11 protein-coding genes are annotated in these 14,059 nt (G+C 54.9%); 6 read left to right on the plus strand and 5 right to left on the minus strand.

Going from position 1 to position 14,059, the window contains the following annotated elements; translation table 11 throughout:
* Positions 1 to 37 precede the first annotated feature (37 nt).
* The 3 genes from ACVDG4_RS02995 (at position 38) to ACVDG4_RS03005 (ending at position 5,293) form a co-directional block, all read left to right on the plus strand.
* Positions 38 to 823, plus strand: coding sequence for a response regulator transcription factor (locus ACVDG4_RS02995; RefSeq protein ID WP_209175456.1), 786 nt, complete (start codon positions 38 to 40; stop codon positions 821 to 823).
* Between the two features lie 617 nt (positions 824 to 1,440).
* Entirely contained in the window at positions 1,441 to 3,048 is a 1,608-nt protein-coding gene (locus ACVDG4_RS03000; protein WP_447233968.1) for a sensor histidine kinase, read from the plus strand.
* 1 nt (position 3,049) lies between these two features.
* Positions 3,050 to 5,293 (plus strand): bifunctional diguanylate cyclase/phosphodiesterase, encoded by a 2,244-nt coding sequence (locus ACVDG4_RS03005; protein ID WP_447233969.1) that lies wholly within the window; start codon positions 3,050 to 3,052, stop codon positions 5,291 to 5,293.
* Between the two features lie 47 nt (positions 5,294 to 5,340).
* On the opposite strand, the gene ACVDG4_RS03010 is transcribed toward ACVDG4_RS03005, so the two are convergent.
* From ACVDG4_RS03010 to ACVDG4_RS03030, 5 genes are read right to left on the minus strand one after another with little or no spacing between them, the layout of a single operon-like run.
* Entirely contained in the window at positions 5,341 to 6,546 is a 1,206-nt protein-coding gene (locus tag ACVDG4_RS03010) for a molybdopterin molybdotransferase MoeA (protein ID WP_447233970.1), read from the minus strand.
* Positions 6,546 to 7,052, minus strand: a complete 507-nt coding sequence (moaC, locus tag ACVDG4_RS03015; RefSeq protein WP_008196247.1) for a cyclic pyranopterin monophosphate synthase MoaC — start codon at positions 7,050 to 7,052, stop codon at positions 6,546 to 6,548. The genes ACVDG4_RS03010 and moaC overlap by 1 nt, the downstream gene beginning before the upstream one ends.
* Before the next feature lie 3 nt (positions 7,053 to 7,055).
* Positions 7,056 to 7,868, minus strand: coding sequence for an indole-3-glycerol phosphate synthase TrpC (gene trpC, locus ACVDG4_RS03020; RefSeq protein WP_447233971.1), 813 nt, complete (start codon positions 7,866 to 7,868; stop codon positions 7,056 to 7,058).
* A 3-nt stretch (positions 7,869 to 7,871) separates the two neighbouring features.
* Positions 7,872 to 8,885 carry an anthranilate phosphoribosyltransferase gene (gene trpD, locus ACVDG4_RS03025; protein ID WP_447233972.1) on the minus strand — a complete coding sequence of 338 codons (1,014 nt, stop codon included), beginning with the start codon at positions 8,883 to 8,885 and terminating at the stop codon, positions 7,872 to 7,874.
* Between the two features lies 1 nt (position 8,886).
* Positions 8,887 to 10,806 carry a SurA N-terminal domain-containing protein gene (locus ACVDG4_RS03030; RefSeq protein ID WP_447233973.1) on the minus strand — a complete coding sequence of 640 codons (1,920 nt, stop codon included), beginning with the start codon at positions 10,804 to 10,806 and terminating at the stop codon, positions 8,887 to 8,889.
* Positions 10,807 to 11,011: 205 nt separating this feature from the next.
* On the opposite strand from ACVDG4_RS03030, the gene tpiA reads away from it, so the two are divergent.
* From tpiA to pyrG, 3 genes are all read left to right on the plus strand, one after another.
* Positions 11,012 to 11,770, plus strand: coding sequence for a triose-phosphate isomerase (tpiA, locus tag ACVDG4_RS03035; RefSeq protein ID WP_447233974.1), 759 nt, complete (start codon positions 11,012 to 11,014; stop codon positions 11,768 to 11,770).
* A 111-nt stretch (positions 11,771 to 11,881) separates the two neighbouring features.
* On the plus strand, positions 11,882 to 12,274 hold the full coding sequence (gene secG / locus ACVDG4_RS03040; RefSeq protein ID WP_209177893.1) for a preprotein translocase subunit SecG: 393 nt from the start codon (positions 11,882 to 11,884) through the stop codon (positions 12,272 to 12,274).
* A 132-nt stretch (positions 12,275 to 12,406) separates the two neighbouring features.
* Positions 12,407 to 14,035 carry a CTP synthase gene (gene pyrG, locus ACVDG4_RS03045; protein ID WP_447233975.1) on the plus strand — a complete coding sequence of 543 codons (1,629 nt, stop codon included), beginning with the start codon at positions 12,407 to 12,409 and terminating at the stop codon, positions 14,033 to 14,035.
* Positions 14,036 to 14,059: the final 24 nt, after the last annotated feature.

Genomic DNA, 14,059 nt, shown 5'->3' on the forward strand with positions numbered 1-14,059 from the left:
TACCCATACTACATCGAAAAAATTTGGGGGCTAAATCATGTTTATCATCGTTGACGACAGAGAGATCGTCACGAGCGGCTATGCCGCTGCCTTTGAGAGAGAGGGGTATGCTTCCCTCGAATTGTTGCCGAGTGAATTGCCTGATTGGCTGGAAACAGGGTGCTCACAAGATCTGGCTTCTGTTGATGCAATCTTGATTGGCGAATGTACTGAGAGGGCTGGTTTTGTAACGCAGATCAGAAGTCGTTGCCCGGAAGCTCAAATCGTTGCCCTTGAAGACACGGCAAGCTTGCAAGGGACTCTTGATCTATTCTCAGCCGGATTCGACGAGGTGTTGAAAAAACCAGTTCATGTTCGCGAAATCATTGCCCGGTTCGGTGTGTTCCGCCGTCGCGCCATGGCACGTGACACGTCCTCGGAGGCTGGTGCAATTGAGGTATTTTTTGATGGTCGTGACCCGACTGTTGGCGGGCAGGTCATGGAATTGCCACGCCGTGAGCGCCGCATCCTGGAGTATCTTGTCAAAAACAAGGGGCGCAGGGTCACCAAAACGCAGATCTTTAATGCGGTTTATGGTGTCATGAACGAAGGCGTGGATGAGTGTGTGGTCGAGAGCCATATCTCCAAGCTGCGCAAAAAACTGAAACGCCAGCTTGGTTTTGATGCCATCGAATCCACCCGGTATATCGGTTACATGTTGAAAGACACAGCGTCCCCGAAACGTCTTGTCAGCGAAACACCTTTGCCGAAATCTGCTCGTCAGCCGGTTCGGGCAGCGGTTAACAAGCGGGAATTGGTTCTTGCGGTCGAGAATGTTGGATAGAGTGTTGACTTAGTCAGAATGTCCTGGCCTATCCCCCGGGCCTTCAGGACCTTTGTATGCAGCCGGAGTCATTCATGACTCCGGTATTTGCAATAAAACGTTCCAAAACTACGGTATGGAATTCGCTTTTTTGGGGGCGATAGCCCACTATTTTCGGGTTTTTATGGATACGTCTTGTTTCTTTTGAATACAGCTTAGTCTTTTGCGTTTCTGCATACTTGTTTTAATGAGCAAATTTAAGCTTTTAGCCTAGGCGGATAGTTCGTCTGTTGGCGCTCCTGAATAGCTGTCTTAACAGGAATGCTGATCGCCACGCAAAAAGCGCGTGAAAAAAACTCGTCTTATTTGCGGATATAGGCGTTAGTTACAATTGTCTTTTAAGAAAAATTTAGAAAACTAGACCAATCTCTTCAAACGAGTTGGGCTTTGAGACTTGTTAAATCTTTTTCCAATGGTCGGTCTGACGTTGTTGGAGTTAGAATGATCTGGAGCAATTGTTTGTCGAGTGGGTATCGATTTCCTAAAGGTGACAGTCCGCGCAGAGGTCAACGGCTGATCGGTGCCTTGGTGTTGGTTGGTAATTCGGCTTTTGAAGCTCCGGTCAAGGGGGCAGTGATTTGAGTTCGAGTGCCAGTACGTCTTTGCCGTTTGCGGCATCAGAGATGGGCCGGAACAGCCTGTCGCGAACCTTTATTGTTTATACGCTTGGATTGTTTGCAGTCCTCGGCATCATTTTCATTGGTATTCTGACAAAGATCACTTGGGACGCATCACACGCTCGCGCCATTCGGGTAACGGAAGCTTTCTTCCAGGCGACAAAACGTCCGTTTGAGCGCGCGATTTGGACAGTCAATGCGGATGCAACTTTGCAGTTGATCCGTGGTCTTGAGAGCCTCGAAGTCGTCGAAAAGGTTTGGGTCGAGACCCCGGATACAGGCAATTTTGGAGATCCGCCCGCAGATGATCGTCGTCAGTCGGCCCTCAGTTATACGCTGAATTCTCCAAGCACGATCCTGCACAAAGATATGATCGGTCAGGTCTTTATTATGATCGACCGAAACTCCATTTCGTACGAGATTATTTCCACTGTCGGGCTCATCGTGACGGCGATTATCGCCTATTTGCTCGTTTTGGCGTTTGTGATCCGGAGTATTTTTCACAGGCTGATCGGGCTGCCTCTGTCCGAGATCGTTGCATATCTTTCAACGCCGCGTTTGATCGAAGATCCGCCCACCGAGGCCTTGATGCCGGGTCGGGCGGATGAGATCGGCATTCTTGCATCCAGCCTTCAGTCGATGGTGCAGCGGCGCCACTTGGATCTGCAGAAAATCCAAGAGTACCAAACCAATCTTGAAGAGCTGGTCACACACCGCACGGAGCAGCTGAAATTGGTTCAAGAAGAGCTTATTCAGGCTGATAATCTGGCAGCGCTCGGGTCTCTCGTTGCCGGTGTGTCACATGAACTCAACACTCCGTTGGGTAATGCCTTGATGGCAGCCACAACCATCAAGGATTCGGCGACACTTCTGGATGACGAACTCGAGCGCCAAACTTTGAGCAAAGAAGCGCTGGAAAATGAGGTCGCTCGGATATCTGAAACCGCAAGCATCATCGAGAAGACCTTGGCGCGTGCCCGCGAGCTGGTCGGGAACTTCCGGCAAGTTGCCGTTGATCGGCAAAGTGAAAAGAAGCGGGCCTTCAATTTTGATCACATTATCCGTGAGACAATCGCGACCTTGCAGCCAACACTTCAGAAGACTCCTTTTAAGCTCGAGCTCGAGCTCGATCTTGATGGTGATCAGGTCATAGACAGCTATCCAGGGGCTGTCAGCCAACTCGTCTCTAACTTTGTCGAGAATGCGGTGAAGCACGCATATGAGGGTAGAGAGCACGGGACCATCCGGCTGTCGTCAAGCATAGAGAATCGAAGCAAGGGAGCTGGCGCTGCTGGCCGCACGATCGTGTTCAAGTGCCGCGACGATGGCGTTGGGATACCCGACAAGAATTTGAAAAAAGTCTTTGAACCGTTTTTTACAACGAAATTCGGTAAAGGGGGATCCGGGCTCGGTATGGCCATTTGTTATCAGCTTGCAACCGAAGCATTGAATGGCACAATCTCCGTGTCATCAAAGGTTGGACATGGTACTGAGTTTACTGTTGAGATCCCGGTGATGGAACCGCAGAAGAAAAAGGCACACATAACAACAACGACGAAGGTGCATTGACATGGTGATGGATTTTCTGGCGCCTTCTGAGCCTAAGACCGGCGAGGAGCTTGAAAAGCCCTGGAAGGTTCTGATCGTCGACGACGATCCGGACGTGCATGAGGTCACACGTATAGCCGTGTCTGGATGCCGGTTCGAGAACCGTCCGTTCCAGTTGTTGCACGCTTTGTCTGCGCATGAAGCCAAGCAGATCCTTCAAGAAAATGATGACATCCCGGTGGCGCTCGTCGACGTTGTGATGGAAAGCGACACCGCCGGTCTCGGTCTTGTCAGCTGGATTCGCAAGGATCTTGGGAATCGCTTTACCAGGCTGATCCTGAGGACCGGTCAGCCCGGCTATGCCCCTCAGACCGATGTCATCATGAAATTCGATATCGACGGATATGCAGAAAAAGCAGAGTTGTCGCGCACCAAGCTGATCACCGCGATCGTCACGGCATTGCGCGGTTACAAGCTGGTGATGTCAATTGAAACCAACCGCAAGAAGCTGAAGGAATTGAACGCGCACTTTGCGGAAATCGTCCAGCAAAACGCGCTCAGTGAGTTTGCATCTGCCGTGCTTGAGCAGTTTACCGCTTTGATCGGTAAACCGATCGATTGTCTCTTGTGCGGTTACGAAACCCTGCCTGAGTACGCAGGTTCGGATAAGGTTGGTGTTCGGGTGTTGTCCGCCCGAGGTATCCATGAAGACAAGGTTGATTTGCCGCTCGATGTGATCAGCAGCAGCGATATTCGCCAGGCAGTTGCTCAATGTATCGAGACACAAGAAATGTGCGCCAATGCAGACGGCGTTGCACTGCCTTTGGTCACCCGCAACGGTATGTCCGGCGCTCTTTATCTCGGAACCACCTACGAAGAACTTGAAGAACTTGTCGGGTCCGAAGTGGTGCAGCTCTTTGTGTCAAATGCTGCCCTTGGTTATGAGAAAACCGGTTTGTTGGAGCACATCCGAAATCTCGCTTATGTGGACCGGATGACGGGTCTGTCGACCTTTTCCGGATTTTTGGAAGCTTTTTACAGGAATACGCTCACAGCTTCAAAATTGCTGGTCGTGCACGCAGATATCCAACGGTTCCGGGTCATTGTTGACGGCATCGGTGATGAAAAGGCCTCTGGTGTCTTGAGAAAAACCGGCCACCGTTTGTCGCGGACCTTCCCGGACGCCTTGTCGATTGCACGCAAGGAACGGGATGAGTTTTTGATCCTCCTGAAGGGCAACAGCGATGACGATGTACAGGACGTCGTTGCCCGCGTGGAAGAGGCGTTTCAGGAACCCATCCGTTTGGACGACACACAACTGACACTGCGTCCACGTCTTGGTTTCGCGATGTCGTCTGATCCGGCCAATGCAGCTGAGGACATTGCACGTCAGGCTTCTATTGCACTCAACGACGTGCGGCAAAATGCCAACAGCAGCTACGCTGTGTTCAATCCTTTGATGCAGGAAGCGGCATTTGAACGGCTTCGTCTTGCGTCTTTGTTGACAGGTGGTCAGGAGCAGACGGAGTTTTCCGCTCACTACCAGCCGATCATGTCTGCCAAGGATGAGAGCATCGCCTCCTTTGAGGCTCTGATGCGGTTCCGCACACCAGGTGGTGCTTTCCTGAACACTGCAAGCATGATCGAAGCGGCGGAAACCAGTGGATTGATTACGGAAATCGGTGCCTGGATGTTCCGGACGTCTTTCTCTGAGTTCAGCAGCTTTCAGGGTATTTCTGATCAGGTTCGCTTGAATGTAAACCTATCACCCCGTCAAGTGCACGCCAGCCGGATCTACAAAGATATCGAGGACGCTGCGACCAACGCCGAGCTGTCTTTGAACCGGCTGGTGTTCGAGGTCACGGAAGGTTTGTTCCTCAGCAACGACCAGGTCACCCTTGATCTTTTGACGTGGCTTCGCAAACGCGGGGCGACTGTTGTTATCGATGACTTTGGAACAGGGTACTCGTCCCTAAGCTACCTGCGTAAGCTTCCTGTCGATGGCATCAAAATCGACCGTAGTTTTATCATGCACATGGACCAAGATCCCGATGCGCTTGCTGTTGTGAAATCGCTTCTGGCTGTTGCAAAGGCGCTTGATCTTAGCGTGACCGCTGAGGGGGTTGAGACCGTTGCGCAACGGAAAATCATGCAGGATCTCAACTGTAGCTACCTGCAGGGCTATCTCTACTCCAAGCCTCTCAGCGCGGCGGACCTGACGGACTTTATCAACAAGGCCGTGGAGCCCGGCGTCGCTTTTGGCTGATTTTATTAGCGGAACCGATGCTGCTTCCGCTCGTTCATACTGATCCGTCAGAGAACCAATACAGGAACAGCAGCTCCTGCGGGTTCAGCCGGTGCAAACGGTGGGCGTACGATCAATCCGCCCGATTTTGCCAGGAGTGCCAGCATTGAGCTGTCCTGCTTCGGGAACGGAGCGGCAATCAGCCGGCCATCAGCGTCTTCACTGAGCATTGCTCGCACATAGTCCTGCCGCCGGTCGTTCTCCCCGATCGCCTCGGCCAAGATTGCTTCTTTTGGAGTTGCCGAACCATTCGGAGCGCCTAGCATTTTTGCGATGAGCGGCTTTAGGAACAAAAGACCACACACAAGACTGGAGACCGGGTTTCCCGGAAGCCCGAGAACCTTTGTTGTCCCGAGGCGGCCCGCCATCAAAGGCTTTCCGGGGCGCATAGCGATCCGCCAGAACGACAGGTCCATCCCCTCATTGCCAAGAACATCCTGTACAAGATCGTGATCGCCGACGGACGCGCCGCCAAGGGTTACAAGAATGTCGGCCTCTTCGGTAATGGCCCGCTTAACGCAACCCGCAAGTTCCTTTGGTTCATCGGGTGAAATGCCAAGGTCGAACGGTTCCCCGCCGCAGTCCTCAACCATTGCTGCAACGCCCGCATGATTGGACGCAATAATTTGGTCAGGGCCGGGTCTGCCGCCTGGCCGGACAAGTTCGTCGCCTGTCGCGAGGATTGCAACCTTGGGCCGCTTCACGACGGTCAAGACCGCATGGTTCATCGCAGCGGCAAGAGCCAAATGCCGATAGTCGAGTTTCAACGGTGGATTTAGGAGGATGTCGCCTTCTGAAAAATCTAGCCCGGCCGCGCGAACGAACGCGCCTTTTGCGGGGTTTTCCAGAACCTTGATCCGATCATCGCAACGTTCGGCGTTTTCCTGGATCAAGATGGTGTCGGCACCTTCGGGAACCGGGGCGCCAGTGAAGATCTGAACCGCTTGTCCCCGACCAACCTGTCCGGAATATCCATGACCTGCAGGAGCTTCGCCGATGACGACGAGTTCTGTTAGCTCGGATGTCAAATCGGAGTGCCGGATCGCATAGCCATCCATCGCGGATGCCGCAAATGGCGGCTGTGTTCGCGTTGAGGCGAGGGGCCGTGCGAGAAATCGGCCATTGGCTGCCTCCAGCGGTACAGTCTCCGCCTCCAGAGGAGCAACGCCCTTCAAGAGCTTATCAAGGGCCTCCGAAACCGGCATCAGGCTCATCAGGTGCCGCCCTCGCTGCCGTCCTTTTCCAATGTCCAGTGCCCGGATTTTCCGCCGGCCTTCTCAACAAGCCGAATATCTCCGATGACCATGCCGCGATCGACGGCCTTGGCCATGTCATAGATGGTAAGGCAAGTCAGCGAACACGCTGTCAGCGCTTCCATTTCAACACCGGTTTGGCCACTTACTTTTGTGGTCGCCGTAACAACAAGGCCGGGGAGACTGTCATCCGGCTCAATGTCGACGTTCACCTTGGACAGCATCAGCGGGTGACAGAGTGGGATAAGCTCGTGGGTTTTTTTGGCAGCCAGGATGCCCGCAATCCGGGCAGTTCCAATCACATCGCCTTTTTTGGCGTTCCCGGAACGGATGAGCTCCAGGGTTTCAGCGCGCATAGTGATGTGACCGCGCGCAACGGCGATCCGGTGTGTTGTTTCCTTTTCGGAGACATCGACCATGTTGGCCGCACCCGCGGCATCCAAATGTGTGAGGGTCGGTTCAGCCACGCGTCAGCCTGCCTTTGACAGTGTTTCTTTGGCAAGTAGAGACTTCGTGGCTGAGGCGACGTCGTCTTGACGCATCAAGCTCTCACCGATGAGGAAGGTGGAAATGCCTACCTTGCTCATCCGTTCAAGATCAGCTGGCGTGAACAGTCCAGATTCGCCGACGATGATCCTGTCATCAGGGATCATCGGTGCCAGTTCTTCGCTGGTTTCCAGTTTGGTCTCGAATGTCTTCAGGTTACGATTATTGATGCCCATCAAAGGAGACGACAGCTTTAGCGCGCGTTCCAGTTCTTCCGCGTTGTGAACTTCCAGAAGGACGTCCATGCCGAGCTCAAACGCCGTGTCTTCGAGCGCTTTCGCCGTGTTGTCATCGATCGCAGCGAGAATGATCAGGATACAGTCCCCGCCCCAGGCTCTCGATTCGTAGACCTGATAGGTGTCGTAGAGAAAATCCTTGCGCAGGGCAGGGAGGCTGACGGCATCACGAGCCGCGGTCAAAAACTCTGGCTTGCCCTGGAAAGAAGGCGTGTCGGTCAGAACGGACAGGCATGCAGCGCCTCCTGCCTCGTATGCTTTTGCAAGCAGCGGCGGATCGAAATCCTCGCGAATAAGTCCCTTGGAAGGGCTCGCCTTTTTGATCTCGGCAATCAGAGCGTAGTCGCCAGCAGCATGTTTGGTTTCAAGGGCTTTTTGAAAACCGCGCGGCGCACTCACATCCTGAATACGTGCCTTTAGATCGTCGAAAGAGACTGCTGCCTTGGCAGCTGCGATCTCATCGCGCTTATAGGCTTCGATTTTTTGAAGTATGTCGGCCATGTCTTATCCGTTCGAGACTGCGACGAGTTCGTTCAATGTGCTTGCAGCAGAGCCTGAATCAATAGACTGAGCGGCAATTGCAACGCCTTCCTTCAGGTCGGTGACCTTGTCCGCAACGATCAAGGATGCAGCTGCGTTGAAGAGCACGACATCCCGATATGCATTTTTTGCACCCGCGAGGACTTCGCGCAGGGCCTTCGCGTTCTGCGCTGGCGTGCCGCCTTTGAGATCTGCAAGTTTTGCCTCTGGCAAACCAGCGTCTGCAGGCGTGACTTCGAACGAGCGGATCTCGCCGCCGGACAATTCGCTGACGAATGTCGGACCGGTGGTTGTGATCTCATCCATGCCGTCGGATCCATGAACGATCCAGGCTTTTTCTGTTCCAAGTTCCTTCAAGGCCTGGGCGACTGGCTCGACCCATTTGCGGTCGAAGACGCCGGTCATCTGGCGTTTCACGCGGGCCGGGCAGGACAGGGGGCCAAGAAGATTGAAAATCGTCCGGGTGCCCAATTCCATCCGCGTCGGACCAACATTTTTCATGGCGGCGTGATGAAGCGGGGCAAACATGAAGCCGATGCCGGCTTTGGAAATACAGTCCGAGATGACGTCCGGCGTGACATCAATATCCACACCGAGCTCGACCAGTGCTTCTGACGCGCCCGACTTGGATGACAGCGAGCGGTTGCCATGTTTCGCGACTGGAACGCCGCAACCGGCAACAACCAGCGCCGTGCAGGTCGAGATGTTGTAGCTGCCGGAATTGTCACCACCGGTGCCAACAATATCGATCGCATCGGCCGGTGCATCGACTGGCAGCATCTTCTCGCGCATTGTCGCAACGGCGCCGGTCACTTCAGCAACGGTTTCACCGCGCACCCGCAAGGCCATCAGGAAGCCTCCGAGCTGCGACGGCGTTGCCGAACCACTCAAGATAATGTCGAACGCGCTCCGTGCCTCTTCAAAGGTCAGAGAATGCCCGTCGGCAACCTTGGCAATGTAGTCCTTGAAGCTCTGCATTTTACATTCCGCTGCCACTGTGAGCCGTTCCATCCGGGTTTAAGCCCATGACCTGGGCTACAGCAGCGCTGTTGATGTCAACACCTGCCCGGGTTTCCTGTTCCGCAACAAATAGATCGAGCAAGGAATTTTGGACCTGTTGGGAGAGCTGTCCTTCCAGCGCTGTGACTTCTGATGTCTCAGGGTTAAACTCGGGGATCTCAGAGCCGGTGACTTTCAGAACAACCCGGCCGTTGCCGTCGGCCGTTTCGGCTGTCGCAACAGAGCCAGCCGGCCCTTCGAAAATCGCGGTAAGGGCATCGCGGCCAAGATCGCCGGTCGGAACACTGCGTGTCACACCTTCTGCGGTTTGAACTGTTACGCCTTCAGCAGCGGCAAGGTCGCCCAAGCTGGTGCCGCTCTCGGCTTTCGTCAACAGATCGGTTGCCTTTTGGCTGAGGCGTTCGTTTAGCTGATCCGATTTCCACGCAGCAATAACCTGATCCCGCACTTCGTCGAGGTCACGATCCCGTTCCGGAGTGACGCTGGTCACGTCGTACCAGAGGTATCCGCGATTACCGATCTGAAGGACGTCGTTTTCAATGCCGATGTCGCTGTCGAACGCACCCGCAATCAAACCTTCCGCATCCGGCAGAATGGCGTCGGTCTCAATTGTGGTCTTGCCCTCGCGGTCGAAAGAGCCGGTGCTTTTGACTGCCAAGGAGAAGCGCTCACCGATCTCGTCAAGTAGGGCGCCGCCCGCGCGGGCGTCTTCGATTTCATCAAGGAGATCGAGAATTTCACGTTCCGCTTGCTCCAGAGCGAGCTCCTCAACAATCTCGTCCCGCACATCTGCGAAGGGGGTCGTGTTTGCCGGAATGATTTCTTCAACATTGACGATGACGTTGGAGAAACGCCCATCAACGACATCGCTGGTTTCGCCCGCGGAAAGCCCGAAGGCTGCGTCCCCGATCGCATCGTCGAGGAAGTCCGCACGGGACATGACGCCGAGCGTGACATCATTGTTGGTGAGATTCCGGTCTGCCATCAGGTCCGCGAATGTTTTGCCGGCTGTCAGGGCCTCAGATGCATCTTGCGCATCTTCATCGGAGTTGAACGACAACTGGCGCACACGGCGGCGCTCTGGTTCAGCGAAGTCGGAAATCCGGCGATCATATTCTGACCGGGCATCCGCATCCGTGATGTCTTCAGGACGCGCAAGGGCCGACGGGACAAGTTCGACATACTTGATTTCGCGGTATTCGGGAGCCCGGAAATCGGCCTTCTTGCCATCATAGTAGGTGACCAGGGCATCTTCTGCCGGGTCTTCTATGTCGCCAATTTGCTCCGCCGCAATGGCAATATACTCCACGGAGCGTGTCTCATTTTGGAAGGCGTCGAAAGCTGCAAGGTAGGTTTGCGGCGCGCTCATGCCACCGATGAGGCCTTCGATCACCTGACTACGCTCTGCTTCCTGACGGCGCAGGATCACATATTCATCTTCCCGGTAGTCATTGGCGTTCAGTACCTGTTGAAGGCGGCTGCGGTCATACCGCCCGGAAGCACCCTGGAACGCCGGATCCGACTGGATAATAGCGCCAAGGCGATCGTCGGAGATTCCAACTTTTAGCTCCTGCGCGGCATTGCTCATTGCCGCCTGGCCAATTAGGCGGGCCAGCGCTTGCTGCGGAATACCGAGCGACGCACCTTCCTGCGGCGTCAATGGACGTCCGAATTGTTGCCCAAGCCGGTTCAGGTCCTGGCGGTACATACGGTCAAATTCCAAAAGGGAGACTTCCTTTTCGCCGACCTTGGCGACCGTGTTTTGGCCGTAGCCCTGGAGGAAATCTGTCACACCCCAGATCGCGAAGCTGAAGATCAGCAGGGCGATGAACAGTTTTGCAATCCAGGTACCTGCGCCCTTGCGCAATGAGTCAAGCATGACGTCTCCCGTTTCTTTCGTCTCATGCGGGCGCCTGTCGGGCGCCGTGGTCCGGCTCGTTAGCGGAGCGGGCGGATCATAATGAGGCCTTCATAAACGAGCAAGGCGGCAAGAACAAACATCTTCATGACATTTCGCTGACCCATTGCATGGCGGCTTTGCATCTGGTCTATAGGCGCAAAATGCGGATCTGCAGGAGATATGAATGAGCACGCCGATCAAGCCGATGGTGGCCGGAAACTGGAAAATGAACGGCCTGAAGGCCGGCCAGGCAGAGCTTCACAAGATGCTGGCTGGAATTTCGGAAGATTTGGCTGATCGCGTGGATGTGATGATTTGTCCTCCGGCGACCTTGATCGCGTCGTTTTCCGAAAAAGTGACCGGCAACGTGATGGCCATCGGCGCACAAGACTGCCATGCGGCGGCATCCGGTGCGCATACTGGTGACTTATCCGCCGGAATGATCGCCGATGTAGGTGCAAAGGCCGTTATCGTCGGACACTCTGAGCGCCGCACTGATCATGGGGAGACGGATGCAGATGTGAACGCCAAGGCTCAAGCGGCCTGGTCAGCTGGTCTTGTTGCCATCATCTGCGTTGGCGAAACCGAGGCGGAACGGAAAGCCGGCGACGCTGTTGCAGTCGTTGAGCGCCAGTTGGCGGGCTCTGTGCCGGATGGCGCGACTGCGCAAAACACAGTCATTGCATATGAGCCTGTGTGGGCAATCGGAACTGGATTGACCCCGACAGCGGGTGATGTTGCAGAAATGCATGAAGCCATGCGGGTCGATCTTGCCAAGCGGTTTGGCGCCGAGGGAAGCGCCATGCGTCTGCTTTATGGTGGGTCGGTGAAACCGGGAAATGCCGCAGAGCTGATGGCTGTGGACAACGTTGATGGGGCGCTTGTAGGTGGTGCCAGCCTCAGGGCCGATGATTTCCTCGGTATCCTTGCTGCCTATCAATAAGTCACCGAACCTTGACGCTTTAAACAAGAAGCATCAATTCATGGGTGGTAAGCGGCCTGCTTGTGGTGTAGAAGGCCGCCAATCTTGTATTTTTGAACTGAACGGAAGCCGATGGAAACCGTAGTCATCGTGATCCACCTTATGGTCGTTCTGGCCCTGGTGCTTGTTGTCCTCCTGCAGCGTTCTGAAGGCGGTGCGCTTGGCATGGGCGGCGGCGGCGGTGGAGGCGGCGGATTGATGTCCAGCCGCGGAACAGCCAACGTGTTAACACGGGCGACGGCCATTCTTGCTGTTGCGTTCTTCGCAACGTCTCTGACGCTCAGCCTGATCGCCTCTAACGAAGACAGCCCGGCATCCATCCTTGATGCCGCACCAGCTGCAACCAGCGGTGCGCCTGCTGCGCCGGGTGCTGATACCGACACTGGTGCTGGTGGCGGCGGAATTCTCGATTCGCTCAGACAACAGAGCCAACCCTCCGGGCCACAGGTTCCAGCTGCTCAGTAACGGAGCGGCGCCGGAACCCGGCCTATTCGCCTAACATATGCCCTGCGGCCCAAATCGCAGGGCATTTTTATGTGTTAAGAACGTAACTCCCGAATGGTCAAATGGCCTTTCGAAAGGATATGGTATTGCTCCATGGCGCGATACATTTTCATCACCGGCGGCGTGGTCTCCTCGCTAGGAAAAGGTCTTGCTTCGGCTGCACTGGGCTCTCTGCTCCAGTCCCGAGGCTACAGGGTTCGGCTTCGTAAGCTCGATCCGTATTTGAACGTGGATCCGGGCACGATGAGCCCGTATCAGCATGGCGAATGCTATGTCACCGACGACGGGGCCGAGACGGACCTTGATCTCGGCCACTATGAGCGGTTCACCGGACGTCCTGCCAACCAGCAGGACAACATCACGACCGGACGCATCTATCAGGACATCATCGCCAAGGAACGGCGTGGTGACTATCTGGGCGGTACGGTGCAGGTGATTCCGCATGTCACTGATGCGATCAAGAATTTCGTCCTCAGTGGCAACGAAGACTACGACTTCGTACTCGTGGAAATCGGCGGTACGGTTGGCGACATTGAAGGCTTGCCGTTCTTTGAAGCAATCCGTCAGCTCGGCAATGATCTACCGCGGGGCGATGCGGTCTATGTTCATTTGACCTTGATGCCTTACATTCCGGCAGCTGGTGAGATGAAGACCAAGCCGACACAACACTCTGTAAAAGAGTTGCGCTCAATCGGTATTCAGCCGGACATTCTCATGGTCCGTTGTGACCGTCCGATTCCGGAAAACGAACGCCGAAAGCTGTCCTTGTTCTGTAATGTCCGTGAGACTGCGGTCATTCCGGCTTATGATGTCAAATCCATTTATGACGTGCCGATTGCCTATCACAAGGAAGGCCTCGACGACGAAGTCCTTGCGGCATTTGGCATCAAAGGGGCTCCGGCTCCGGTTCTCGACCGCTGGAAGGGTATTTCGGAGGCCGTTGCCAATCCTGAGGGCGAGGTCAAAATCGCCATCGTCGGCAAATACACCGTTCTGAAGGACGCCTATAAATCCATGATCGAGGCCCTGGTTCATGGCGGCATAGCCAACCGAGTCAAGGTCAATCTGGAATGGATCGAATCGGAAACCTTCGAGAAGGAAGATCCGAGCCCTTACTTGGAGGGCGTCCACGGCATTCTGGTTCCCGGCGGTTTTGGCGAGCGTGGCGCGGAAGGCAAAATAGCAGCTGCACATTATGCGCGGACCCGGGATATTCCGTATTTCGGGATTTGCTTCGGCATGCAGATGGCGGTCGTTGAAGCGGCCCGAAATCTTGCCGGTATCAAGGAGGCAAGCTCCACCGAGTTCGGCCCAACCAGCGAACCTGTTGTTGGTCTGATGACGGAATGGACCAAAGGCAACGCCAAGGAAATGCGCGTTGAGGATGGCGATCTCGGCGGCACGATGCGTCTCGGTGCCTATCCCGCAGCCCTGAAGCCCGGCTCGAAAATTGCCGAGGTCTATGGCTCCACGTCGATTTCCGAGCGTCACCGTCACCGCTATGAAGTGAACATCGATTACCGGGATCGCCTTGAAAACTGTGGTCTGATCTTTGCCGGGACATCTCCGGACGGCGTGCTGCCGGAAACGGTGGAGATTGAGGACCATCCTTGGTTCATCGGCGTTCAGTACCACCCGGAACTGAAATCACGCCCGTTTGAACCACATCCGCTCTTTGCATCCTTTGTCGGTGCAGCGCTGCGACAAAGCCGTTTGGTTTAAGGTCGCATTTCAGGAAATGGAGTT

This window comes from Roseibium sp. MB-4 (genome assembly GCF_053005265.1).